Genomic DNA, 25,923 nt, shown 5'->3' on the forward strand with positions numbered 1-25,923 from the left:
ATCAATCTGCCCCGAATATCCGATATATTAATATGTTATCGTTGTTGGTGTCGGCTACCGCCATATACTTGCCGTTTTTAGATATGGAAATATTCGATTCGTGGTTAAAGTTCCTGCTCCCCGCCCCGGGGGTGCCGAAATTGTAAGATTTTACGACATTATAGCCGTTAACTAACTTAAAAACCGTTATGATGCTTCTTCCGTAATTTGCTACATAAAGATACCCGTTTTTATAAACAATGCCCACGGGATGATAAAGCTTGTAACCGTTATCCCCCGGCGTGCCGATTGAGCCTATATAATCAAACTGCCTGTTAAAAACAAGTATTTTAGACAGGCTGTAATCCGATACATAAATATATTTCCGGGAAAAAGCCATGCTTACAGGTTTTTTAAATGCTACATTGCCAAGGTTTATTTTGCCTTTCCCGCTGTTTTGCTTTCCGGTTTTTGCCGAACCGCCGGCATTAGTTAATTTTAGATTTTTTTTCCTTTCGTAAAACTGACCGTTTTTTAAATAAATAAGTATATCGTTAGCCCCGGAGTTTGCGACATAAATTCTATTATACGCAAAACCCAAAAATGTCGGTTCTATTAATAATCTTTTGGAATTTGAGGTTTTTCCGAATTCCGAAATAAAACTTCCATTCGGCTTAAAAATCTGAATTCTTGAATTTCCCGAATCGACTATAAAAATTCTTTCGGGATTCCCGTAAGAGCATCCGTATAAAGGAACCATAAACTCGCCCGTCGTCTTACCCTCGATGCCCCATTGGCGCAGATAATTTCCGCCCAGATTAAATTTTATTATTCTTGAATTGCCTGAATCGACGACATACAGGTTATTCTTAGCTCCGAAAAAAACACCGGCAGGACCCTTAAGGTTGGACTTCCCCCCTATAACGCGAACCAATTTTATAGAATAGGGAACCTTTTTAAAATAAAGCCCGAACCTTTTTTGAAACAGCAAAACGGCAAGTATTACAATTATGATTATGCTTAATAAAAAGAATATTTTATTAAGTTTTTCTTTGAATAAAGCCATATAAGCGCCTCCAAAACGATTACTATCTGAAATTAGAATTAATTAATACTTTATCCTGCATCATTTCTATCCGTATCGAAGACATGCTTTGATAAACTCTTGGACAATAATATCGCTGAAGCGGATTGGAACAATTTACCATTTTTATATTACTATATGAACGGCTATATAATTTGAAAATCCCGACTTTATTCCAAAATTATCTTCGCTGCGGACGCAAAAAATATAATAGCCGGTTTTCAAATCTTTTTTATTTACATTATAAAAAAACTTATTATATTGCAAGCTAAATTTTTTTGCAAAAAGCAAATTTTGAAAAGCGATAAGCGTGGACGAATTACATGAAAACTTTACCTTCTTTTTGTTTTTATACCATTTTTCATAAATTAAAAATCCCTTTATCCCGTTTAAACTATGGCTGTATTCATATATAATACTAATGCTGTTTTTGAGCTTCCCTGCCGATAAAACTTTCGGAAGCGGGGGAGGCGTTATAATCGGGGGATTAGGATAGGCAGTTTTGGCGCATCCGGATAAAAAAAGGGAAAGGGAGAAAGCGGCAAAGATTAGAATTAATAAAGGGATGAATAAAATTATTTTACTGCTCAAGCCTCTCCAGTGATTTTTTATTTCTTTCGATTTCTTCTTCATAATCGTTTATAATAGATTTAACCCTGTTTAAAGCAGTTCCGCCGTAAGATTTTTTTAAATTGACGGAGGCTAACGGATTAAATACCTCAAATATATCATTCTCAATGCCGCCGCATATTTTCTTGTATTCCTCGACCTTGAGTTTTGATAATGTTTTTTTATTTTCTTTGGCATAATTTACTATCCGCCCGACTATTTCATGGGATTTTCTAAAAGGGATGCCCTTTTTTACAAGGTATGTCGCAATATCGGTAGCATAAATAAAATCATCGTCCAACTTTGAGCGCATATTTTTTGCATTAAATTTAACCGTTTTTATAATCTCCTTAAAAATTAAAATGGAATTATAAACGGTATCCGCGCTTTCCATAACGGGCTTTTTATCCTCCTGCATATCCCTGTTGTATGTTAACGGCAAAGCCTTCATCATTATAAACAGGGATAAAAGGTTCGATATGACGCCCCCGGTCTTTCCTCTTATAAGTTCCAGAACATCGGGATTTTTCTTCTGGGGCATAATGCTTGAACCTGTCGTAAATTCGTCCTTTAACTCTATAAATCCAAATTCTTCGCTGTTCCATATTATCAACTCTTCGCAAAACCTCGAAAGATGCATCATAATCATTGAAAGGGCAAAATTAAACTCAAGGGCAAAATCCCTGTCAGAAACGCTGTCCATGCTGTTTCTTGAAATCTTTGCAAACCCTAGCATCTTTGCCTCTAACTGTCTGTCTATTTCAAAATCGACGCCTGCAAGGGCGCCGCTGCCGAGCGTAAGAACATCTGCCGCGGCATAACAATTTATTAATCTCTCGAAATCTTTAGCAAACATCTCATAGTAAGCCAGAATATGATGGGCTAACGACACGGGCTGGGCATGCTGAAGATGCGTATATCCGGGAAGAATAGTATCTATATGATTCTTGGCAATATTTACAAGTTCCAATCTTAAATCTAACGATAGCAGGGCAACTTTTTTAATTTCATTTTTTACATACAGCCTGAAATCAATCGAAACCTGATCGTTTCTTGACCTTGCGGTATGGAGTTTGGCTCCCGAAACGGGAGCAAGCAGGGTTAATCGTTTTTCTATGTTCATATGTATATCTTCGTATCTTTTGTCAAATTTAAAAGCGCCGGTTTTAATGTCTTCTTTTATTTTTAACAGGGATTTTTCTATCTCTTTCTTTTCTTTTTCGCTCACGACTCCCGCCTTTCTTAATGCGTAAAGATGGGCAATGCTTCCTGCTATGTCAAAATCTGCAAGCCTTTTATCGATGTCCAATGAAGAGGTAAAATCTGCCGTAATCCCCGAAATATCATCCTTAAAGCGCCCTCTGATAAAATTATCGGCGGCGGCGCTTTCTTTTTCTTTTACCCGTTTTACCCGCGCCTGTTTTTTCTTTGAAACCATATTTTTTTATTAACATTAATACTGCATTATAAATTTATTTTCTGGATTCCCGCCTACGCGGGAATGACTATATGGGGATTGAGGTTTTAACCCAAAGGGTGTCATTACCGCGAAAGCGGTAATCCAGTTTAAAGTTAAATTACCATATTGTCATTACCGCGAAAGCGGTAATCCAGTTTAAAGTTAAATTACCATATTGTCATTACCGCGAAAGCGGTAATCCAGTTTTGGGGACAGATTTAAATCTGTCCCCTTTTCCACTTATCTTGACCTGAGTTTATACCGCAATGATTTCAAATTAATAAACCCCGTCGCATCGCTTTGCGAATACGCACCTTTGTCGTCTTCGAATGTAACGATATTTTTTGAATAGAGGCTTTTACCCGATTTTCTGTATAAAACCTTCATATTTCCTTTGTATAATTCTATCCCGATATGCCCGGAAACCGATTTCTGGGTGCGGTCTATCAACGCCTGAACGGCGTTAAATTCGGGGCTGAACCAGCTGCCTTCGTATATTAACTTTGAGTATTTGGGAACAAGGCTGTCTTTAAGTTCGATCTCCTCGCCCGTTAAAGTAATAGATTCTAAAAGCCTGTGGGCAAAACTCAAGACGGTTCCGGCAGGCGTTTCATAAACGCCCCTCGACTTCATACCCGTAATCCTCGTCTCGACAATATCCGCTCTTCCTATGCCATTTCTGCCGGCGATTAAATTCAGCCCTTCGATAATCCCTGCCGGCGTTAAATCTTTTCCGTTTAACGATACGGGATTGCCATCCTCATAGGCAATATCCACCGCTTCGGGAACATCCTGAGCCTTTTGAGGAGAAACTGTAATTTCAAACATAGATTCATCGGGGGCGTTTTCCAAATCTTCGAGTATGCCCCCTTCATAACTTATATGAAAAAGATTTTTATCGCTCGAATAAGGTTTTTCTTTTGTAACGGGAACCGCAATACCGTTATCTTCCGCATATCTGACAAGTTCCGCCCTTGACGATATTTCCCATGTCCTCCACGGGGCAATTACCTTAATGCCCGGATTGATTGCGCTATAGGCAAGCTCGAATCTGACCTGGTCGTTTCCCTTTCCCGTGGCCCCGTGAGCCACATAGTTTGCGCCGGCTTCAGAGGCAATTTCTATCTGCCTCTTTGCTATCAGCGGTCTTGCAATGGCGGTTCCCAGCAGGTACGCGCCCTCATAAAGAGCGTTGCCTCTTAGCGCCGGAAAAATGTAGTTCCCTGCAAATTCCTCTTTCATATCTTCAACTATCGCTCCGGCGGCGCCGGTCTTCAAAGCCTTTTCTTTTACGGCATTCAGGTCTTCTTTTTGTCCCACATCGCAGCAATAGGCGATAACATCGGCTTTATAAGTATTGATAAGCCATTTAAGTATAACCGAGGTATCGAGTCCTCCCGAGTAAGCCAAAACAATCTTATCTTTTGCCATAGCCATAATAAATATTTTTCTCCCGTTAAATTTAAAAAAGCATCTCCATTATTGCCTTTTGCACATGAAGCCTGTTTTCCGCCTCTTCGAATACATACGGCGAAAACCTTTCGAATACGGCTTCGGTAACCTCTTCGTTTCTATGGACAGGCAGGCAATGAAGAAATATAACATCCTTTTTAGCGCTCCCGATAACCCCGTCATCGATAATGAACGGCTTAAGCTTATCGATTTTTTCTTTGTTATCTTCCTGTCCCATACTGATAAAAACATCGGTAGTAATAACATCGGCATCCTCAGCCGCGCTGATTTTATCATGTGAAACGGAAAACCTTCCGCCCCTTTTTCCGGATTCTCTTGCAACCCTTTCATCCGCCTTAAATCCGTCAGGCATTGCCAAAACAAGCTCGAAACCCATAACGGCCTGAAGGCTGATCCACGAATTTGCCATATTGTTTGCATCGCCGAAGTACGCTATTTTAAGATTTTTAATAATGTCTCCGGCATCTCCCGCAACGGCATCCGCCGCTTTCTTCGTATTATTCCGCATTTTGCTTTTCGCCTCATAAACGGTGAATATATCGGCTAAAATCTGGGCGGGGTGATATAAATCGGTAAGACCGTTAATCACGGGCTTTTTGAAATACACGGCAAATTCCTCTATTCTTGCCTGCTCGAATGTTCTTATAACAGCTCCGTCTATATACCTGCTTAAGACGCGCGCCGTATCTTTTATAGGCTCGCCCCTGCCCAACTGCATGTCTCTGGGCGACATAAAAATCGGATACCCGCCCAGCTCCGCCACTCCAACCTCAAAAGATACCCTCGTTCTTGTGGAAGACTTTTCGAATATAAGCCCTATTTTTTTGCCTTTAAGATAACCGCCGCCAAGGGTTCTATCCGCTTTTAAAAGAGCGGCCCTCGAAAGAATATCATACATTTCACCCGCGGTTAAATCATAAACGGACAAAAAATTTCGTACGGAATTCATAATTTTATTTTGTAATTGTTTTACAGTCATTAAGGACTTCTGCCGCCTTTCCCATAAACAAATCGATTTCGTCTTTTTTGATAATTAACGGCGGAGTGAGCCTGAGAACCCTGTCCTGAACGGCTGTGGTTAAAAATCCTTTTTCGATTAATTTGATTGCGATATCTTTTGCCTTTAAATCATAAAACTCAATGGCGCTTATAAGCCCGATAGTCCTGACTTCTTTGATTAATTTTGGAAATTTATCTTTCAAATCGTTTAATTTGATGCCGATATAATCCCCTTTTTTAAAAACATCGTCCAAAAATCCGTCTTTCGTTATTTCGTCAAAAAAAGCGTTGGCCGCCGATAAAACAAGCGGTCCGCCCCCGAATGTCGACGCGTGATTGCCCGGTTCGAAAGCCCTTGCCGCTTCGTCTTTTGCCAGCACTGCGCCGATAGGAAGCCCGCCGGCCAGCGGTTTTGCAAGGGTCATAATATCCGGTTCCACATCAAAATTCATATAGGCAAAAAGTTTTCCTGTTCTTCCAAGCCCGACCTGAACCTCGTCGAAAATTAAAAGAATGTCGTTTTTAAGGGTTAAATCTCTCAGCTTCTTTAAGTAGCCTCTATCCGCTATATTAACCCCGCCCTCTCCCTGCACGGGTTCCACGATAACGGCGCAATATTCCGGGTTTCCAACCAGGCTTTCGATATCCGTTAAATCGTTAAATTTTACATAAGTGAAGCCGCCTAAAAGCGGTTCGAATCCGTTATGATACTTTTCCTGTCCTGTTGCCGAAAGCGCCCCGAAAGTCCTCCCGTGAAAGGAATTTTGCATGGTTATTATCTTATATCCCCTTTTTGAAAATTTCTTCGCAAAAATTCTTGCAAGCTTAATGGCGCCCTCGATGCTTTCCGCCCCGCTATTGCAGAAAAAAACTTTATCGGCAAACGAATTTTTACAGAGTTTTTCCGCAAGCAAAGCCTGCGGTTCTGTGTAAAAATAGTTGGATACATGAATTAACTTCCCCAGCTGTTCTATTATCGACGAATTTATAGCTTTATTATTATACCCAAGGTTATTTACGGCTATTCCCGATGCAAAATCGATATAACTTTTGCCGTTTTCATCAAAAAGGGTTACCCCGTCGCCTTTTACTAAAGCAAGGTCAAACCTGCCGTATGTATTCATTATATACTTATTCGTAAGCTCTTTTATGGTCATTTATTTTACCTTTAATAATGCGGTATAAATTTATTTTATGGATTCCCGCTTTCGCGGGAATGACATTGTATGGGATTTGTCGCTTCGCGCCCTTAGTAAGTTGTCATTCCCGCGAAAGCGGGAATCCATGATATATAAATTATAAATTTCCTTCGCATCCGTCCTTAATTTGTCATTAATGCGTTATCTGGGTTCCTATGCCCTTTTTTGTAAATATTTCTAATAAAACTGCATGGGGGATGCTTCCATTTATTATATGCACCTTCTTAACGCCCAAATTTAAAGCGCTTATGCAAGAATTAGCTTTCGGTATCATTCCGCCGTGGATAATCCCTTCTTTTATCATCTTTTTTATCTCGTTTTCTTTTGCCGAAGATATTAATTCGTTTTTTGAATCTAAAAGGCCGTCCTGATCAGACAAAATAATAAGTTTTTCGGCGGCAAGTTCGGCTGCAATCGCTCCAGCCGCTAAATCCGCGTTGATATTAAGGGTATTTCCCGTTTCATCCATGCTGACCGGAGCAATCACCGGAATAAAGGCCGCATCGAGCGTCAATAAGACCTCTTTGTTAATCCTCTTTACGACCCCGACATTCCCGAGGTCTATTTTACCCGTTTTTATTTTTTCCGCCACGATAAGATTGCCGTCTTTCCCCGATAAACCACAGGCCTTCCCCCCAAATTTATTTATTAAAGCAACAAGGTTTTTGTTGATTTTACCCGACAAAACCATTTCGACGACTTCCATTGTGCTTTCATCGGTCAAACGATATCCGTCGTGAAAATTAATTTTCATGCCGAGCTTCTTTAAAAGAATATCGATGTCTTTTCCGCCGCCGTGGACTATTATTATATTAATGCCGATGAGTTTTAAAAGTATAATGTCTTTAATGAAACCTTCCTTTAAATCGTTATCCAAAGCAATAGAGCCGCCAAATTTTATTACGAAGGTTTTTGAAGCAAATTGTTGAATATACGGCAACGCCTCGAGTAAAACCCCCGCTTTTTTTATATATTCTTCCATTACAGTATATACCTTGAAAGGTCTTCGTCTTTAACTATGTCTATTAATCTGTCATCGACATAAGCCTTATCTATAACGACCTTTTTAGAAGCTTTGAACGGGGCATCGAAGGATATGCCCTCCATAACCTTTTCTAAAATCGTATGAAGCCGCCTTGCGCCGATATTCTCGGTTTTCAGGTTGACCTCCTCGGCGATTTCGGCAATTCTTTCTATCCCGTCATCCGTAAAATCCAATACCACATTTTCGGTTTTAAGCAGTTCAAAGTACTGTTTTATTAAAGCGCCTTTAGGCTCTTTCAATATTCTTATGAAATCCTTTTTAGACAGCGAGTCCATCTCGACCCTTATCGGAAATCTTCCCTGAAGCTCAGGAATTAAATCAGACGGCTTAGACACATGAAATGCCCCCGCCGCGATAAATAAAATATGGTCTGTTTTAACTACCCCGTATTTTGTCATGACATTAGAGCCTTCTATTATGGGAAGCAAATCCCTTTGAACGCCTTCCCTCGATACATCGGGGCCGTAAGATTTTTCTCTGGAAGCAATTTTATCTATTTCATCGATAAATATCAAACCGGAATTTTCCACGCTTTGAATAGCGCTCTTGATAACCTTATCCGTATCGACAAGCCTTTCGCTCTCTTCGCGGACTAGTATATCGTAAGCCTCGGGGACCCTTATCTTTTCCAATTTTTTTTGTTTGGGAAACATATTGGAAAACATGTCTTTAAAATCCTGTCCGATATCGTCCATCCCAGATTGAGAAAATATTTCTATGACGGGGACGGGAGACCTGTTTAACGACTTAACCTCCATTTCCACAAACCTATCGTTTAGTTTGCCTTCTTTAAACATAATCCTGAATTTTTCCCTTGTATTTATATAACTGCTTTTACCGTTAGCTTCATTGTTTGCGCCGTTTTTTTTTGGCATTCTCGGGGGCGGGGAAACTAATAAGTCCAAAAGAAGTTCCTCGGCATTTTGCTTTGCCTTTTCGATAACATAATCGGTTTCTTTTGCCCTTTCGCTTATGTAAGCCGTTTCGACAATATCCCTGATCATGGATTCTACATCCCTTCCCATATAACCGACCTCCGTAAATTTTGATGCTTCGACCTTTATGAAAGGGGAATCGGATAATTTTGCGATACGCCGGGCAATCTCGGTTTTGCCGACCCCAGTCGGCCCGATTAAAAGGATATTTTTAGGAACAATATCGTCTATGATTGAAGGCGGCACATTGTTTCTTCTAAAACGGGTCCTTAAGGCTATGGCTACCGATTTTTTTGCCCTGTCCTGCCCTATGACATATTTATCGAGTTCTTTTACGATTTCTTTCGGCGTTAAAAAGTCTATTTTCTTATTATTCTTATTATTCTTATTGTTCTTATTATTAGCCATGCTGTTTTATATCTCCTCTAAAATAATGTTATCATTCGTGTAAATGCAGATGCGGGAAGCCGTCTTCATTGCGTATTCGGCAATTTCTTTTGCGCTTAAATCCGTTTTTTCCATTAAACCGAGCGCGCAGGCAAGCGCATAAGGGGCGCCCGAACCGATGGATAAAATATCCTCGTCAGGTTCTATAACATCGCCTGCTCCCGATATTATAAAAGAGTCCGTCTTATCGACCACGATAAGCATGGCCTCAAGCCGCCTGAGTATTTTATCCGTCCGCCAGTCTTTTGCGAGTTCTACGCTTGCCCTTTTTACGCTCCCGTTATATTTTGAAAGTTTCTCTTCCATTTTTTCGAAAAGCGTAAAGGCATCGGCGGTTGCCCCCGCAAATCCCGCTATTACCTTATCGTTATACAGCCGCCTGACCTTTCTCGCCTTGTGTTTCATAATAGTATTTCCAAGCGTAACCTGCCCGTCCCCCGCAACGGCGACACGGCCGTTTCGCCTGACCCCGATTATTGTGGTTCCGATAAGTTTTACCGCCTCATTAGCGTTATTATTATCCATTAATTTATTTCTCCCGTTTAAATTTAAATTATAATAAGGTTATTTATGCCCCGAAAGCGGATGGGACTTATTATAAACATCCAGAAGTTTCTTAAGGCTTAAATGCGTATATTTTTCGGTTGTAGATAAGTTTGAATGTCCGAGCATATCCTGAATAGACCTTAAATCGGCGCCGTTATCCAAAAGATTTGTGGCAAAAGAATGCCGCAAACTATGTGGTGAAATATTTTTAAACTGCCCCGTAATCGCCATAGACTCTTTTACCACCCTGTGGATAGTCCTTCTTGTAAGATGCGAACCCTTCTTATTAATAATCAAATAGCCCGCTTGAGGCGTTAAGCGAATCCTGTCCAAATAATCAAACCATGTTTTAATCTTTTTAACGGTTATTTGCGTAAGCGGAACAATTCTCTGTTTTGACCCCTTTCCTAAAATTCTAACATAGCCTCCGCTTAATTCCAGATCCGTCTTTTTCACGGCAATTAACTCGCTGACCCGCAGACCGCTCCCGTATAAAAATTCCAAAATTAAGTCATTCCTTATTATTTCGAAATGCTTATTTGACCTCCTTTTATGCCATTTTAACGCCGCATCGAAATAGTTATTTAATAAAAAATCTGCCTCCTTCGATGTTAAAAAGAACGGCAATTTTTTTTCTACTTTTGGAAGTTCCAGTAAAAAAGCAGGGTTATGGCTGATTAAATGTTTTTTTTCCAAAAAGCCAAAAAATGATTTTATCGACTCGACCTTTCTTGCCAGACTCGTCTTTTTAACGGTTTCGTAAATCTTGCTTAAATAACCCTTTATTTCTATTTCGGTTACCTCTTCCAGCGAGCAGACGGATATGTCTTTTTTTAGATAGTCGATAAAAAGTTTAACATCCGTCCTGTAAGCCGAAACCGTATTTAAAGAGTAATTTTTCTCGAGCTCAATATTTTCCGAAAATTCTTTTAAAAAATCTTCCATTTAACATTCACATTAATTTACATTTATTGTAAATTGCCTATCAAGTGAATAAATAAAATAATTTAAAATTTAGATTATATCATAAATCGGAATGGAAATTAAATACAAATTTAACCCCCTTGATAGAATGGGCAGACAAAAAAGCCGGCTCAAATAAATCTGTAAGTTAGAACAAAGGCGCCGAATATTATGCAATAAAAGGCAAACGGGTAAAGGGCGTTTACCTCGTATTTATGAAAATATTTCATAAGGGCATATACGCTCAAATATGCCGCAACTCCGGCAACCGCGCCGCTCGCCAAGGATACTGCGGTAAAATGAAGCATATGCAGTTTAATCATCTTTGGAACCTCCAGAAGTCCTGCGGCAAGAATTATGGGCGTTGCCAGAAGGAATGAAAATCTGGCGGCGTATTCGTGTTTAAAACCTAAATAAAGCGCGGCAACCATAGTAATCGCGGAACGGGATATGCCGGGTATTAGAGCAAACGACTGAAACGCGCCGATAATGAGGGCGGCGGCAATAGTCATATCGGATATTTTAGCGATGCCCTGCTTCCTCCGTTTCTTTTCGCCCAGATAAAGTATTACGCCGTTTACCATAAGAAAAACAGCCGCTATATCCGTAAAACCGAAAAGCCTTTTTAGTTTATGAACAAACAGCAGTCCCATAAGTCCGGCAGGAATAGTGGCAAGAGCGAGAAGATAAAGGGTTTTAGAGCCTTCGTTTATATTAAGATTTTTGTTTTTTAAGCCGGTAAAAAATCCTTTAAATAAATTAATCCAATCTTTATAAAAATATATGAGCAGGGCAAACGCGGTACCCAGATGAAGCACGACAAGAAACGGCAAAAAACCCTCCGACTGCCTGTTTATATGCCATCCCAAAAGTTTTGGAATTATAACCCCGTGGGCAAGGCTTGAAACGGGAAACAGCTCCGTAATGCCCTGAAGAACGGCTAAAATTAAAGCATGGAGCAAGGAAAGATGAATCATAAAGCACCCCTTATTAAAACATGTATTTTATTTTTTTATTAATTTAATTTGATTTAATTTAATACGGTTAGGCCAAAAAGTCAACATTGGAATAATTTGTGGAATAATTTGTAAATGGCATCGTTCCCGACAATAAGAAAATACCCTTTGGCCGATATTTATAGCGGCCGCAGGGTATTAAACCTACAATGGAGGGTGATTCTTTGCTTACAGTATGAATTTATAATAACACGAGAAATGTTACAATAGTGTTAAGGTTTTGTTAAGTTTTTGTTACAATCTCCTGCGGGCAGCTAAATTTGTTGAACCGATTCAATAAATTTGTTATTATATTCCAATGTATACCTGCTGCACAATAAAAAGAGGCCTAAATGAAATTTGGAAGATTCAGGCATAAGACCGGGGAAATGAGAACATATTACGGAACATTATCTACCGATGCCGGGAACACTTTTATTAATACTATAGAAGAAGATTTCGATTTTACTAATTTTAATTATACCGGAAGGCAGTATGAGCTTTCGGAACTCGAATTTTTGCCTCCCAGCGTCCCGACCAAAATTGTTGCCGTAGGGCTGAATTATAAAGACCACGCCCTGGAAATGCAAAAAAAATTGCCCGAAGAACCTTTGCTTTTTATTAAACCGTCCTCAAGCATTATCGCCCATCTTGGAACTATTTTAAGACCTGCGGCTTCTAAAAGAGTGGATTATGAATCCGAACTGGCAATCGTTATAGGCAAAACGGCAAAAAATGTGAAAAAAAGCGATGCAGAGGGTTATATATTCGGTTATACTTGTTTAAACGATGTGACCGCAAGGGATTTGCAAATCAAAGATATTCAATATACAAGGGCAAAGGGGTTTGACACCTTCGCTCCGGTAGGCCCTTTTATAGAAACCGAAATAGAAAACCCGTCAGGTCTTCAAATCAAGGGATATCTTAACGGCGAATTAAAACAGTCGTCGAACACTTCCAACCTTATTTTTAATCCCTGCGAGTTAGTCGAATTTATTTCCGGCATTATGACGCTTTTCCCCGGCGATATTATTTCGACGGGCACCCCTTCGGGAGTCGGCAGTTTAAACCGCGGGGATGTATTTGAAATCGAAATTGAAAATATCGGGAAATTAAAAAACTTCGTCGAATAAAAAAGGGGTGAAAATAATGGAAAACAAAAATTCCGGCAACCCCGAAAGTCCTGCGAAAACGCCCGTGAGCCAGCCAAAAATTTCCGAACACAGGCTGTACAAATGGCTCATCCTTGCCATATCCGTTACCGCTTCTTTTATGGCAATACTGGATATAAATATCGTTATAGTAGCGCTTCCCAAGATGATGTCTCACTTCGGGGTGAATGTTATAACGATAGACTGGGTTATTATTGCCTATACTATTACATATTCGATTATCATACTTCTTACAAGTTTTGTAAGTAAAAAATACGGCCTAAAAATACCGTTTGTAATTTCGATTATATTCTTTCTGATAGGTTCCGCCTTCTGCGGATTTGCCCCGTCTTATAGAATAATGATTATCTTTAGAATTATTCAGGCTGTCGGAGGGGCGGGACTTATCCCTATATCCGTTAACCTTATCGCAAAATACTTTAAAGCGCAGGAAAGGGGAACCGCAATGGGCGTCTGGACCATCGGGATAATGGTAGCCCCGGCTTTAGGTCCTATAATCGGAGGATATTTTGTCGATTATGTCGATTGGCGAATGATATTTTATTTTAATGTCCCTATAGGTATAATTCTGCTTTTAGGCACTTTTATTTTATTAGAAAACGATATTCCGTTAAAGCCGTTTGCAAAAAAATTCGACTTTGCGGGTTTTATTTTAATCGCGGTATGCCTCGGAACATTGCTGTATGTTCTGAACGAAGGGCAGACATTAGAGTGGAATTCATACGCAATCAGGTTAAACGAGCTGATCTGCGCCGCTTCTTTCATACTCTTTCTTATCGTGGAAATCTTTTCTAAAAGGCACTTAATGGATTATTCGCTGTTTAAAAATAGAAATTTCTTAACGGGAAACTTAGTGAGCATGATAAGGGCGGGGGCTATTTTCAGCTCATTATTCCTGCTGCCGATATTTATCGAAGACATACTGAGTTATAATGCAATGCATGCGGGATATTTAATGGCGCCGTTTGCCGCGGCGGTTGCGGTTATTTCCCCCGTTGCAGGCAAAATTTCCGATAAATACGGCCCGAAATACCTGCTTGTAGCAGGCATGCTGATATTTGCCATAGCAAATTTTTCGTTGGGAAGCATGTCCCTTCAAACATCTATCCCGTTTATCGTGTATAACCAATTTTTAAGGGGAATGGGCGTAGGGCTTATAAACGCTCCCGTTATGATGACCGTTATTAACTCGGCTAAATTTGAACAGATACCCGATGCATCGGCGCTCTATAATGTTCTATTTCAGATAGGGGCATCTTTTGGAATAGCCTGGTCGGGAAATGAACTTGCGATTAGGCAAGTTTATCATTTAAACCAGTATGCAGGGGATATTAACTATAATTTTTATGAATTTAAAAATGTAATAAATTTCTTGCGGGAAGACTTAATAAAAAACGGCAACTCCTTTGTCAAAGCAACCCTCTATCCATCTAATGCCGCTAAAGTCTTTGATTTTTTGCTTAACGAATTTTCTTTAATCGGCGCTTACGGAGATGTATTTTTTATATTAGGTTATCTCTGTATTTTTGGGGGAATAGCCGCCTTATTCGTAAAAAATATTAAAAAATGAGCCCAAAATTGCCGATAGAAATATTTAAAACTGTTTCGGCATATTATAAAATTCTGGATTCCTGCCTACGCAGGAATGACACCAGTTGTGTGAATATTTAAATTATATTTTAGTCATTCCTGCGTAGGCAGGAATCCAGAAAAGAAATTTTCTATCGGCAAATTTGGGATGAGCGGGTTCCTTGATTTCATTTTACAGCCGTAGTAAAATAATCAAATTCGCGCAATTTACCCGATTGACTATTTAATTGACTATTTATTAGGAGGGCATTAACTTATGATAGCCTATTTCGTTATGGAATGCGCCGTCGATAGCAGAATTCCGACATACAGCGGAGGACTTGGAATTCTTGCAGGAGATACATTGCAAAGTTTTGCCGACCTTGAAGTTCCTGCCGTTTGCATAACTCTTCTATGGAAAAACGGCTTCACCAGACAAAAGCTGGCAAGCGACGGGACGCAGCTTGATTCCGTTCAGGAGTGGGATGTCGAAAAGTATATGCAGTTCACAAATATAAAAATTAAAATACCTCTCGGCGACAAAGATATTACGATTGCCGCTTATAAATACACCATAGAATCGACAAAGGGGGATAACGAAATCGACGCTTATTTTTTAACCCCCGATGTTCCCGAAAACGACCCCGAAACAAGGAAGATATGCGACAGGCTGTATATCGAAGGGGGTTTAACCCGCCTTAAGCAGGAAATAATTTTAGGCGTAGGCGGATACGAAATGTTAAAGGCGATAAAATACAAACCGTTTTTATACCATATAAATGAAAGCCATTCAGCCTTTTTAATCGCAAGCCTTATGAAAGATATGAACGATTTAAACAGGGTAAAATCAAGGGTGGTTTTTACGACCCATACCCCTATCCCTGCCGCTTTCGATAAATTCGCAATGAAAGATGTAGCGGGCATGCTCGGCAGATATTGCGACAAACAGGTGCTTTACGATATATATCAAGAAAAACTTGAGGATAACGATGAACTGAACCTTTCGTGGCTTGCCATCAAAAATGCAAAAAATGTCGTAGCCGTCTCAAGAAAGCATAAGTTCGTTTCGGAACAGATATTCGAAGGATACAGGCTTAAATATGTCACCAACGGCATTCACCATATAAAATGGGCTTCCGCTCATCACAAAATGCTATATACAAAATATATTAAGGGTTGGGAGGATGATCCCGATTTACTGAGGGATGTCGCCTGCATACCCGATAACGAGTTCGCTCAGGCGCATATATTATCCAAGGAGGCTCTTGTAGAAATGGTGAACTCCGAAAGCGACGCTTCGTTTATTCCCGAAGATTTTACGATAGCAATGGCAAAAAGAATAACCCATTATAAACGAAACAATCTAATACTTTCGAATCCCAATAAATTAATCGAAATAGCGGAAAGAAAAGGAAATATCCAGATTATCTTTGCGGGAAAAGCCCACCCCGCCGACCCGGACGGTTTAGCCATGATAAAATCGATTCATAACGCATCCCAGTATATCGCCTCGAAAACAAAAAAGATTAAAATTGCGTTTTTGGAAAATTACAATATTCATAAAGCTAACATAATATTAGCCGGAGTTGATTTATGGCTTAACAATCCGGTAAGGCCGTTAGAAGCATCAGGCACAAGCGGCATGAAAGCATCGCTTAACGGCGTTCCAAATTTTAGCGTTCTTGACGGATGGTGGCTTGAAGCCTGCATGGAAGGAATAAACGGATGGGGGATAGGACCCAGGCCGGCGTGGACGGACCTCAGTTACTCCGATGATATACAGGATTTAAACGATATTTACGGAAAACTCGAATTTAACATACTGGATTTATATTATAAAAATTTTTCGGACTATCTTAAAATAATGAAGATGGCGGTTTCCACCATAGCTCCATATTTTAATACTCATAGAATGGTTTCGGAATATGTTACGGATTTGTATCTGACCGGTATAATCATGTGCTATTTAGAGCATGAAAAGACAGGCGTTTGCGATATGTAATTCTAACCCTGAATTGCCTATCCACCTGCTCGCCTATCCGTTTGGATTTATTATAATTTTTAAGGAATCCTGAGCTTTAGCCGTAAGCTCGAATCCTTTAGCAATATCTTTTAAAGGAAGCCTGCCGGTTATCATATCCTTAACATTAATCCTTTTAGACCTTATAAGCTCAAGCGCCGTCCTGTGGTCAAGCATCGAACCGGCATAGGAGCTCAAAAGCGCAACCTCGGTTCTCCAGAATATTTCGTTTATAGGCAGGGGGAGCTTTGCCCCTTCGTCCGCCGCTCCAAAAAATAAAACGGTTCCGCCTCTCCTGATGGATTTAAGTCCCTGCAAGGCGGCGCTGATAGCCCCCGTCGATAAAATCACTATATCCGCCAAAAATCCGTCATTTATTTTTTTAACCGCTTCAGGTAAATCTATGTTTTTATCGCCGGCGTTAAAAACATAATCCGCCCCAAATTTTTTAGCATATTCAAGCCTTTTGTCATTTATATCCGTTGCTATGATCCTTGTCGCGCCGGTCGTCCTTAAAAGGTTGATATGAAGAAGCCCCGCAAGCCCGCTTCCGATGACGAGAGCAGTATCCGCGGGTTTCACGCCCGCGAGCCTTTGGCCCCTGACAACGCAGGCAAGCGGCTCGATAAATGTTCCCTCTTCGAAACTAACGGAATCCGGCAGAATATATATACCGTTTTTGACATTTATTCCGGGAAGCCTTAAAAACTCGGAAAACCCGCCCGGGTCAAAGTTAGTCGACCTCAGGGTATCGCAAACGGTATGGTGTCCGCTCAGGCAATATTTGCAGGTATTGCACGGAACATGGTGGGCGGCGCAAATTCTGTCCCCAACCTTATATCCGTTAACATTTTTCCCAACCTCCGCAATTACACCTGTAACCTCATGCCCTAAAACAAGAGGCACCTTATCCCTCCTATACCATTCTATTACATCGCTTCCGCAAATTCCGCTTGCCATAACCTTCATAAGAATTTCATCGCCGTTTATCTTTGGAATATCTTTTTCGATTATTCTTATGTCTTTATTGCTGTAATAAAGAGCGCATCTCATAATGGCAATGCCTCCGCATTAATAAATTTGATAAATATTTTAATAATTCCCGCCCGCATTTCCGAGCGTAAACAAACCCCTGTAATATTCTAATGTTTGTTCCAATCCTTCCCTTAACGAAAACTTCGGATTAAATCCCAGCTCTCTTTCGGCTCTTGTTATATCGGCTTCCGAATACTTTATATCCCCGCCCCTGAAAGGTCCGTGCTCATATTGTATGTCGTTGCCGAAAAATTCCTTAAGCATCTGAACCAGTTCATTTAAACTAACCGATTTTCCGATTCCGGCGTTATAAACACCCGGCTTTTTCTCTCCCCCGTACATTACTGCCAGAAGATTTATATCGACAATATCGTCAACATAGCAAAAATCTCTTGTAGTCGTTCCGTCCCCATTAATAATAAACCTTTCATTGCTCAAAATCTTTTTTACCCATATAGGGATAACAGCTGCATAAGGGGAATAAGGGTCTTGAAATTTCCCGTATATGTTAAAATACCTGAAGCCTATCGACTCAAAACCAAAACTGTTAAAAAATGCCTTTGCGTATATTTCGTTGGTGAGCTTTGCGGCGCCGTAAACGGAAAGGGGTTCTCCTATATTGTCCTCTGCCGACGGAATATTTGAATCTGTTCCGTAAACAGCCGAACTCGATGCATAAATAAACCTCTTAACCGCTGAAAGCCTCGAAGCGTTAAGGATGTTAAAGAAAGCGGCATCGTTATTGGAATGAAAAAGATGCGGTTCTTTTAGCGACCACGGAACGGACGCTATTGCCGCCTCATGAAAGACATAATCTATATTTTCGGCGACATTTTTGCAAAGTTCGGCATCGTTTAAATCACCTTTAATAAATTTAAAGCCGTCCGTTTTTCCGTTTTCCCTCGCAAAATTATTAATATGCTCTATGTTGGAAATCCTGCCAGTAATAAGGCTATCGACGCCGGTAACGCTCTGCCCCAATTCTAAAAGCCTTAACGCAAGATTTGTTCCGACAAAGCCTGCCGCCCCCGTAACCAAAAACCTCAATTTTTTATTTTTAAACCAATTTTTTATTTTTTCGGTCAAATTTTTTGCCCTCCTTCTATGGCAAGCACGACATCCCGCTTTCTTAAGATTCCCCGGTAATCGCCCTTTTCATCGACTATAATAAGTTCGTCCGCGTTTTTTCTAAAGAAGCTGTGTACGGCAATATCCAGCGTGTCGTTTATCTTGATTCTCGGTATGGGCGGCGGGTCCATAATATCCTTTGCAAGCCTTGAATCGTCCGGCGAAGTCAGCATTATATTTTTTATCTTATCATACTTAATCGTCCCGACTATTTTACCTGTTTTATCTATGACGGGATGCATAAAAAAATTGGAATTAAAAAAAATCTTGATCATTTCGTATAAAGGCATATCGGGGTCTATAGGCTTAGCCGCCGAACCTTCCTCCATAACATCTTTAACCGAATATCTTTGAAGTGGCTTAATCAAATAATCTTTAAAGTGGGCGGGGGATTCCATTCTATTTCTTTTTTGCTTGGAATAAATGCTTTTTTTACCGCTTGCAACAAAGGTTATTGCCGAAACAAGCATTAAAGGGGGCAAAAGCCCGTAGCTTCCCGTCATCTCCGAAACCATCAATAAGGATGAAATTGGGGTTTTTGCGGCGCCTGCAAAAAATCCTCCCATGCCTATTAAAACAAACGGCGCAATATCGGAAGCGAGTACCAGCTGCGGGAACAAAATATGAAAAATCCCCCCGATTGCCCCTCCGAACGCTCCGCCTATAACTAATGAAGGAGCGTAAACCCCGGCGGAACCGCCCGAACTTATAGTAAACGAGGTTGCCGCAATTTTAAAAAACCCTAAGAGTATAAGAGTTATTATGGTCAATTTTCCCAGAACGGCAAGCTGGAGCCAGCCGTAACCGACACCCATAATTTCCGGAAAAAAATAAGCTATTATGCCGACCAGCGCGCCGCCGAGCATAGGTTTAAAGTGGGGTTTAATATTTATCTTTTTAAAAATGTCATGAACAAAATAAAAAAATCTTACATAAAAATTTCCCATAAAGGCGAGAAAAATCCCCAAAACTGCATAAAAAATTAGAATTATCGGCCTTGAGTAAGTAAACATAGGAGTTAACACGACAGGACTAAAACCAGCGTAAAAATAGGCATAAATGGAATATCCCACAATAGCCGCTATAATAGAAAGCATTAACGCCCCGCCTTCAAAATCCATTTCGGAATACAAAACCTCTACGCCGAACATTGCGCCTGCAAGCGGAGATTTAAAAATCGCGCCGATGCCTGCCCCTATCCCCGCGACAAGCATTGTTCTTCTATCGGGAACAGGCAGTCCCAAATAAGTTGCAAGAACGGAACCGAATCCCGCCCCAATCTGCGCAACAGGTCCTTCCCTTCCGCCGGAACCGCCCGAACCGAGCGTAACGGCGGACGCCAGCGTCTTAATTATCGGCACCCTTCCCCTGATAAACCCGTCTTTATTATGGAAGGCGTCTATAGCCGCGTCCGTTCCATGCCCTTCGGCCTCCGGCGCAAAAGTATAAACTAATAAACCTGATAACAGTCCGCCGAACATTATAATCAAAGGAATTACCCAGTGAATTGCCACCGTATTCGGAGGCGCTCCCGTCTGACCTAACAGCCCGGGTCTCGGAGAATAATAATGAGCCAGACTTACCTGAAATATAAATCTGAAAAGCCTTATTAGCGAATTAAAAACTATGGCGCCGATGCCGGCGATAATCCCTATCAGCACTCCAAAAAAAATCCATCTCGAAAAATAAAAAATGGAATTGTCTTGAAATAATATTATTTTTCTTTTGAGGTTCGTTTTAGCTTTTATAAATGTTTTTTTTAAAGAAGGCATATATTTTTTAGAAAGGAAAATACTTATTTTAATAACTTAAGCATAATAAATAAAAATGGCAGCCCCAACGGGATTCGAACCCGTGTTACTGCCGTGAGAGGGCAACGTCCTAACCGCTAGACTATGGGGCCGTTTTAATCAATAGGATTTTTCAAACGAAAAACATTTATCGTTAAATTATATAATATATTTAAAATAAAATAAATAAAAATTACTCCTTAATCCTGCAATAGAATTTTATTTTCTGGATTCCCGCTTTCGCGGGAATGACAATAAGGGAATTTAAACTTTAACCCGGCGGGTGTCATTCCCGCGAAAGCGGGAATCCAGAATTTACGTAAGATAGAAACATTTAAATATTTTCTATTGCAGGATTAAGGTTACTTTTTAATATAGCCCCTTAAATATATGAATATTAACAGTATATTTAAAACGGCAAGACCCGTAAGATTTGAGTGAAAGCCGACTGCCGCCCAGATAAAAGACGCGAAGCCGCTTATAATAAAACCAGATTTTTTATGCGAGCTTAATTGCCAGACGCCTGCCAATGTCACGGCAAATGCAAGCCAGTCCAGTATATCCCAAAAATTCAAATTAATTTGCACTCAAAAAAACTCATTTTTTTATTTTTTTAAATCGGCGATTTATTTTTATTTTTATTTTTTTCACCTTCTGCTATTTTTAAAATATACCCGCCGTAGCCGCTTTTAATGCATTTATTAGATAGCTTCTCCAACTCTTCTACGGATATATAATTCATCTTATAAGCAATTTCTTCTATGCACCCGATTTTAAGCCCCTGCCTTTTTTCCATCATCTCGATAAACTTGGACGCGTCAAGGAGGCTTTCAGCCGTTCCCGTATCAAGCCATGCGTAACCCCTTCCAAGCGTAATGGCATTAAGCCTCCCGCCGCTCAAGTATATGTTATTTACATCGGTTATCTCAAGTTCTCCCCTTTCGGAAGGCTTTAACTCTTTAGCTATGTTGACAACATCATTATCGTAAAAATAAACGCCCGTAACGGCATAGTTCGATTTTGGATTTTGGGGCTTTTCCTCTATCGACAAAACTTTTTCATCGTCATCTATTTCGATAACTCCGTATCTTTGAGGGTCTTCGACATAATATGTAAATATGACGCCGCCCCCTTTTTTATTTATAATTTCTCTTGCATAGTTAAATTTATCGGGGATACCGTGCCCATAAAAAATATTATCGCCCAAAATCAAACATACATCGTCTTTGCCTATAAAATCTTCTCCAATGATAAAGGCTTCCGCAAGCCCGCCGGGTGAAACCTGCTCTTTATAGCTTATATTAAGCCCCAGGTCGTTTCCATTGCCGAATATAGCTTTAAATTTATCGACATCGCCCGGGGTCGTGATTATTAAAATATCCCTGATGCCGCCAAGCATAAGGGTTGACAACGGGTAATAAATCATCGGCTTGTCATAAACTGGAAGAAGCTGTTTGCAAACGCTTAAGGTTATGGGATAAAGCCTTGTTCCGCTGCCTCCTGCAAGAATGATACCCTTCATATCGATAATATTAATTATTAATTTTAATTAATTCGTTTGTTTTTTGTATATAATATAATATAAAAATTTTAAAAACAAGGGAAGAATAAGGAAAACGGGAGAAGATGGAAAACGCAAGTTCCGAAATCGTGATAATTGCAATTATACTTTTATCTATTGCAACGGTTGGGGGTATTTTAACAGGCTACCTTAAAATACCGTATGCTTCTATGCTGGTTTTAATCGGGCTTGCGGTCGGCTTATTCCATATTTTTCCCCATTTGAAAATAACTCCCGCCATTATATATTATGTCTTTTTGCCGATATTGATAATGGAAGGGGCGGTTAAGTTTAAAGTCAAAACATTAAAAGAAAATCTCCTCCCGATTTCTGTTTACGCAATATTCGGAACAATTATTTCTACTATTCTGTCCGGGCTGGCGCTTCATTATGTGTTCCGTATTCCCCTGAAGCAATCTCTGTTGTTCGGCGCAATAATAAGCCCAACCGACCCTTTATCTATAATGGCATTGCTAAAAAATAACGGGGGCAGGGAGAGCCGAGAGAACGGCGGCGAAAGCGGGGATAAACCAAGAGCAAGAGCAAGTGAAGGGATTGAAACCGTTCTTGAAGGCGAAAGCCTTTTCAACGACGGCATAAGCTTAGTTTTATATGAACTATTTTTAACGATAAATTTTAATAAAAACCCGGTTTTTATTATAGGAATGTCTTCTTTAAAGTTTCTATATACATTCCTTGGCGGGGCTATACTCGGCATAGCGCTCGGCTTTTTAATCTCGTTTATTCTTTCTTTTACTTATGATTATCTTACCGAAATAATGATTTCGATTTTACTTGCGTATATATCGATTATAGCGGCATATTATATAGGCGTATCGTTTATAATAACGATAATATTCAGCGGCATAATACTTGCAAATTATGGTTTCAAAAAAATGGTTTCGTCCCAAACAATACAAGTTTTTCCTATCGTAATAGAATTCCTGGCGTTTGTTTTGAATTCTTTAATATTTCTTTTAATAGGCATGGAGATGAATCTTTTTAAAATTTTAAATTTCTGGCTTGTTTCCGGTATTTTAATCGTTTTTGCCGTATTTTCCCGAGGTTTTTCGATATATATCCTTGCCCCGTTAATAAATTTTATTAAACAAAAATTTGAAATATTTTCAAAGGGTGTTGCTATGAATAATATTTATAAAAATTTTATGATTTTTGGAGGACTGAGAGGCGCATTATCTATTGCAATGGCGTTGTCCCTGCCTTTACACCTGAAAATGCGCTCCGAAATTATAACTTATGTCTTTATAATCGTGTTGTTCTCGCTCACCGTTCAGGGGATAATCTTTGACATTTATGCAAAAAAAAGAATAAGCCAATTTATATCTTAAAAAATAAATGAAATATGGAAATAATAAAAATAGATTCCCTGGCATATAAAGGTTACGGCGTCGGAAGGGTTAATGACAAGGTTGTGTTTGTAGGTTGCGCCTGCCCGGGGGATACTTTAAAAATAGAAATTTACGATGAGCATAAAAATTACGCCTTCGGCAGAATCGTTGAAATTATAAACCCGTCGCAGAAAAGAATTGCCCCGATTTGCAAGCATTTCGGCATTTGTGGAGGATGCGACTACCTTCATATACCGTACGAAGAAGAACTTTACTGGAAAACGGAGATTTTTAAAGCGGAATTTAACAAGACTTTTAAAGATTTCGGATTTAAAGATTTTGAAAATGTTAATTTAATAAAAGGTTTTAAAACTCAAAATTACCTTAATTACAGGCAAAAGATAGGGTTGAAAATTTCCCCTCCTCTTATCGGGTTTTACAAAAAACTGTCCCATGATGTCGAGGGCATAGAGTATTGCCATCTTGCGAAAGAAGGGGTGAACGAATTGTTGAAAAATGCAAGGAATGTACTCTTAAGCGGCAATTACAGGGATAATTTTTTGAACGAAATATATTCCGTAACGCTGACGGATACCGGATTAAAAAATATAACCTTTAGTTTAAAAAATCGTATCCCGAACCTGCGCCAAAATTATGATTTAACCTTTAAGGATATAATAGAAAGAACGGGGGCAGATAATGTTTTTGTTGAGCTTAAACAGAAAAAAGGGAATAAGGAAGATAAAAAGATTATAAAATATAGCAGGGATAGGGATAAAAACGATAACAATTTACGCGGCAAAGGGAATTACTTTATGCTAAAAGGCAAAAAATTTGCGTACGACCTCCCGTCTTTTATCCAAGTCAACAGAGAACAAAATGAAAACATAATAGAAAAGGTAACGGCGTATATTAAAAACCTTAATGAAAACAGGAGAATTTATTTTGATAACGCCCTCGATTTATTTTGCGGATACGGAAATATCACTTTATTTCTGGCGGATTATGCGAAAATGGTTACGGGGGTTGAGGCAGACCCCTTTTCCGTGGAGCTTGGAGAAAAAAATCTTAAATTAAACGACATTAAAAATATTAACTTTGTAATGTCGAATGCGGGGGATTTTTTGGAAAAAGCGAAAAAAAGGGGAATAAATTATGACCTGATAGTCCTTGACCCTCCGAGGGCGGGAATTAAGGGATTAGCGCCAAAAGTAGCGGGCTTAAACCCGTCGTCCGTAATATATATATCGTGCGATTCCATGACGCTTTTAAGGGACTTAAGGGCGTTCGTCGAAACGGGATATTTGATAGAACAAATTAACCTGATAGATATGTTTCCAAGAACATATCACATGGAACACATTGCGTTTTTAAGCAGGAAACGGTAGAATTGCGTCTATATGTTATATGTATGGTTATATATGTGTTACGCGGCTTTTATGACCTTGCCCGCTTTCAGGCATTTTGCGCAAACCTTGATTCTTTTATTGGAACCGTTAACGACGGCTTTAACTTCGTGCAAATTTGGATAAGACACCTTTTTTGTCTTATTGTTGGCATGTGAAACCTTATTGCCGTATTGAATGCCTTTTCCGCAGATACTGCAAACTCTTGACATATTACGTCCTCTCTATATTTTTTTAGTTTATATAATTTTAGGTTTGTTTAGTATATATTGAAATTCGCCGCTTGTCAATCAAAAAACTTTGCAATAATTTAGATTAGATATCGGGCTTAAAAACCTCTTCTAAGTCTATTTTTAAATCTAAAGTTTTAATATGCAGCGTCTTATTTTCTTTTAAATCTATTTTATGACAGATAAAATTAGGCTTATTTTCAGGTTCGTTGCCGGTATTGTTATGTATGTTTTTATTTTCGGGTAAGAATACCGATACGGATTTTTCCATAGGGTTTACCATAATATATTCTTTTACGCCGCATCTTTCATAAACTCTTTGTTTGGCGCTTATATCATAACCCATAGTTGACGGCGATGCGATTTCTATTACAAGGTCCGGCGCCCCCAGAATACCCTTATCTTCCATAATAAACTTATTATTATTAGATATAAAAATAATATCGGGTTGAAAGGCATTATTATCGTCAAGATACACATCTATCGGAGCATCGTAAACAAAACCTAAATTATTTTTCTTTACATGGTTTAAAATTAAAAATTCAAGATTTCTAGATATTGACTGATGGTGTCTTGTGGGTGCGGGTGTCATTATTAACTCTCCTTCTATAAGTTGATAGGGGCTTCCTTCCGGAAGAGCATAATAGTCCAATACGGTATAATCGGTGCGAAGCGGAAGTGTTCCAAGCAATTGAACGGAGCATTCCTTCTTTGGTTCGCTGTTATTTGCAATATGTTCTTTATATCCTTGGGATAGAAATACTTTATTCATAATTTTATTTTAATTAATTCAAAAATTAGCGCAAATAAATAAAAACAAAATCAATCTGTATTAATCTAATCTGTATATATTATATCACAAAATTATTATTATAAATCCTTAAAGAAAAAGCCCCTCGATTTATTTAATAAACCGAAGGGCTAATCTAA

At 39.4% G+C, this 25,923-nt stretch carries 23 protein-coding genes and 1 tRNA gene; 5 read left to right on the forward strand and 19 right to left on the reverse strand.

Annotated features, from left to right (window positions below):
• Position 1: 1 nt before the first annotated feature.
• The 11 genes from EVJ47_00205 to EVJ47_00255 form a co-directional block, all read right to left on the reverse strand.
• Complete coding sequence (locus EVJ47_00205) at positions 2–1,045, reverse strand: hypothetical protein (GenBank protein ID RZD14747.1); 1,044 nt, start codon at positions 1,043–1,045, stop codon at positions 2–4.
• Positions 1,046–1,189: 144 nt separating this feature from the next.
• The gene (locus EVJ47_00210; GenBank protein ID RZD14748.1) at positions 1,190–1,696 is read right to left on the reverse strand and encodes a hypothetical protein; all 507 of its coding nucleotides are present in this window, start codon (positions 1,694–1,696) and stop codon (positions 1,190–1,192) included.
• On the reverse strand, positions 1,644–3,110 hold the full coding sequence (gene argH, locus EVJ47_00215; protein ID RZD14749.1) for an argininosuccinate lyase: 1,467 nt from the start codon (positions 3,108–3,110) through the stop codon (positions 1,644–1,646). Before argH ends, EVJ47_00210 begins: the two co-directional genes overlap by 53 nt.
• A 261-nt stretch (positions 3,111–3,371) precedes the next feature.
• Entirely contained in the window at positions 3,372–4,562 is a 1,191-nt protein-coding gene (locus tag EVJ47_00220) for an argininosuccinate synthase (GenBank protein ID RZD15521.1), read from the reverse strand.
• Between the two features lie 31 nt (positions 4,563–4,593).
• Positions 4,594–5,553: an ornithine carbamoyltransferase gene (gene argF / locus EVJ47_00225; protein ID RZD14750.1), complete on the reverse strand. Its 960-nt coding sequence runs from the start codon at positions 5,551–5,553 to the stop codon at positions 4,594–4,596.
• Between the two features lie 4 nt (positions 5,554–5,557).
• Complete coding sequence (locus EVJ47_00230) at positions 5,558–6,760, reverse strand: aspartate aminotransferase family protein (GenBank protein RZD14751.1); 1,203 nt, start codon at positions 6,758–6,760, stop codon at positions 5,558–5,560.
• 175 nt (positions 6,761–6,935) lie between these two features.
• Positions 6,936–7,784, reverse strand: coding sequence for an acetylglutamate kinase (argB, locus tag EVJ47_00235; protein ID RZD14752.1), 849 nt, complete (start codon positions 7,782–7,784; stop codon positions 6,936–6,938).
• A complete protein-coding gene (hslU, locus tag EVJ47_00240) occupies positions 7,784–9,190 on the reverse strand; it encodes an ATP-dependent protease ATPase subunit HslU (protein RZD14753.1) in 1,407 nt (468 codons plus the stop codon). Before hslU ends, argB begins: the two co-directional genes overlap by 1 nt.
• Before the next feature lie 6 nt (positions 9,191–9,196).
• Positions 9,197–9,754 carry an ATP-dependent protease subunit HslV gene (hslV, locus tag EVJ47_00245; GenBank protein RZD14754.1) on the reverse strand — a complete coding sequence of 186 codons (558 nt, stop codon included), beginning with the start codon at positions 9,752–9,754 and terminating at the stop codon, positions 9,197–9,199.
• A 39-nt stretch (positions 9,755–9,793) separates the two neighbouring features.
• On the reverse strand, positions 9,794–10,720 hold the full coding sequence (locus tag EVJ47_00250) for a site-specific tyrosine recombinase XerD (protein ID RZD14755.1): 927 nt from the start codon (positions 10,718–10,720) through the stop codon (positions 9,794–9,796).
• A gap of 149 nt (positions 10,721–10,869) precedes the next feature.
• Entirely contained in the window at positions 10,870–11,715 is an 846-nt protein-coding gene (locus EVJ47_00255; protein RZD14756.1) for an undecaprenyl-diphosphate phosphatase, read from the reverse strand.
• A 371-nt stretch (positions 11,716–12,086) separates the two neighbouring features.
• Between EVJ47_00255 and EVJ47_00260 the strand changes: the two genes are divergently transcribed.
• From EVJ47_00260 to glgP, 3 genes are all read left to right on the forward strand, one after another.
• On the forward strand, positions 12,087–12,866 hold the full coding sequence (locus EVJ47_00260) for a DUF2437 domain-containing protein (protein RZD14757.1): 780 nt from the start codon (positions 12,087–12,089) through the stop codon (positions 12,864–12,866).
• Between the two features lie 16 nt (positions 12,867–12,882).
• Positions 12,883–14,475, forward strand: coding sequence for a DHA2 family efflux MFS transporter permease subunit (locus EVJ47_00265; GenBank protein RZD14758.1), 1,593 nt, complete (start codon positions 12,883–12,885; stop codon positions 14,473–14,475).
• Between the two features lie 276 nt (positions 14,476–14,751).
• Entirely contained in the window at positions 14,752–16,476 is a 1,725-nt protein-coding gene (glgP, locus tag EVJ47_00270; protein ID RZD14759.1) for an alpha-glucan family phosphorylase, read from the forward strand.
• 33 nt (positions 16,477–16,509) lie between these two features.
• Here glgP and EVJ47_00275 read toward each other — a convergent pair whose 3' ends face one another.
• From EVJ47_00275 to rfbA, 6 genes are all read right to left on the reverse strand, one after another.
• Positions 16,510–17,463, reverse strand: coding sequence for an alcohol dehydrogenase (locus EVJ47_00275; GenBank protein ID RZD15522.1), 954 nt, complete (start codon positions 17,461–17,463; stop codon positions 16,510–16,512).
• Between the two features lie 123 nt (positions 17,464–17,586).
• On the reverse strand, positions 17,587–18,615 hold the full coding sequence (locus EVJ47_00280; GenBank protein RZD14760.1) for an NAD-dependent epimerase/dehydratase family protein: 1,029 nt from the start codon (positions 18,613–18,615) through the stop codon (positions 17,587–17,589).
• Positions 18,612–20,429, reverse strand: coding sequence for a chloride channel protein (locus EVJ47_00285; protein RZD14761.1), 1,818 nt, complete (start codon positions 20,427–20,429; stop codon positions 18,612–18,614). The genes EVJ47_00280 and EVJ47_00285 overlap by 4 nt, the downstream gene beginning before the upstream one ends.
• A gap of 56 nt (positions 20,430–20,485) precedes the next feature.
• Positions 20,486–20,560, reverse strand: a tRNA-Glu gene (locus tag EVJ47_00290).
• Between the two features lie 249 nt (positions 20,561–20,809).
• Positions 20,810–21,034 (reverse strand): hypothetical protein, encoded by a 225-nt coding sequence (locus tag EVJ47_00295; GenBank protein RZD14762.1) that lies wholly within the window; start codon positions 21,032–21,034, stop codon positions 20,810–20,812.
• A gap of 26 nt (positions 21,035–21,060) precedes the next feature.
• Complete coding sequence (gene rfbA, locus EVJ47_00300; GenBank protein ID RZD14763.1) at positions 21,061–21,969, reverse strand: glucose-1-phosphate thymidylyltransferase; 909 nt, start codon at positions 21,967–21,969, stop codon at positions 21,061–21,063.
• A 104-nt stretch (positions 21,970–22,073) separates the two neighbouring features.
• On the opposite strand from rfbA, the gene EVJ47_00305 reads away from it, so the two are divergent.
• Positions 22,074–23,357 (forward strand): hypothetical protein, encoded by a 1,284-nt coding sequence (locus EVJ47_00305; GenBank protein ID RZD14764.1) that lies wholly within the window; start codon positions 22,074–22,076, stop codon positions 23,355–23,357.
• 14 nt (positions 23,358–23,371) lie between these two features.
• Positions 23,372–24,745: a 23S rRNA (uracil(1939)-C(5))-methyltransferase RlmD gene (rlmD, locus tag EVJ47_00310; GenBank protein RZD14765.1), complete on the forward strand. Its 1,374-nt coding sequence runs from the start codon at positions 23,372–23,374 to the stop codon at positions 24,743–24,745.
• 38 nt (positions 24,746–24,783) lie between these two features.
• On the opposite strand, the gene rpmB is transcribed toward rlmD, so the two are convergent.
• Both rpmB and EVJ47_00320 read right to left on the reverse strand, forming a co-directional pair.
• Positions 24,784–24,975 carry a 50S ribosomal protein L28 gene (gene rpmB, locus EVJ47_00315; GenBank protein ID RZD14766.1) on the reverse strand — a complete coding sequence of 64 codons (192 nt, stop codon included), beginning with the start codon at positions 24,973–24,975 and terminating at the stop codon, positions 24,784–24,786.
• Between the two features lie 103 nt (positions 24,976–25,078).
• On the reverse strand, positions 25,079–25,765 hold the full coding sequence (locus EVJ47_00320; GenBank protein ID RZD14767.1) for a Uma2 family endonuclease: 687 nt from the start codon (positions 25,763–25,765) through the stop codon (positions 25,079–25,081).
• Positions 25,766–25,923: the final 158 nt, after the last annotated feature.

Source organism: Candidatus Acidulodesulfobacterium ferriphilum, from assembly GCA_004195035.1.
In the GTDB taxonomy this organism is placed as follows: domain Bacteria; phylum SZUA-79; class SZUA-79; order Acidulodesulfobacterales; family Acidulodesulfobacteraceae; genus Acidulodesulfobacterium; species Acidulodesulfobacterium ferriphilum.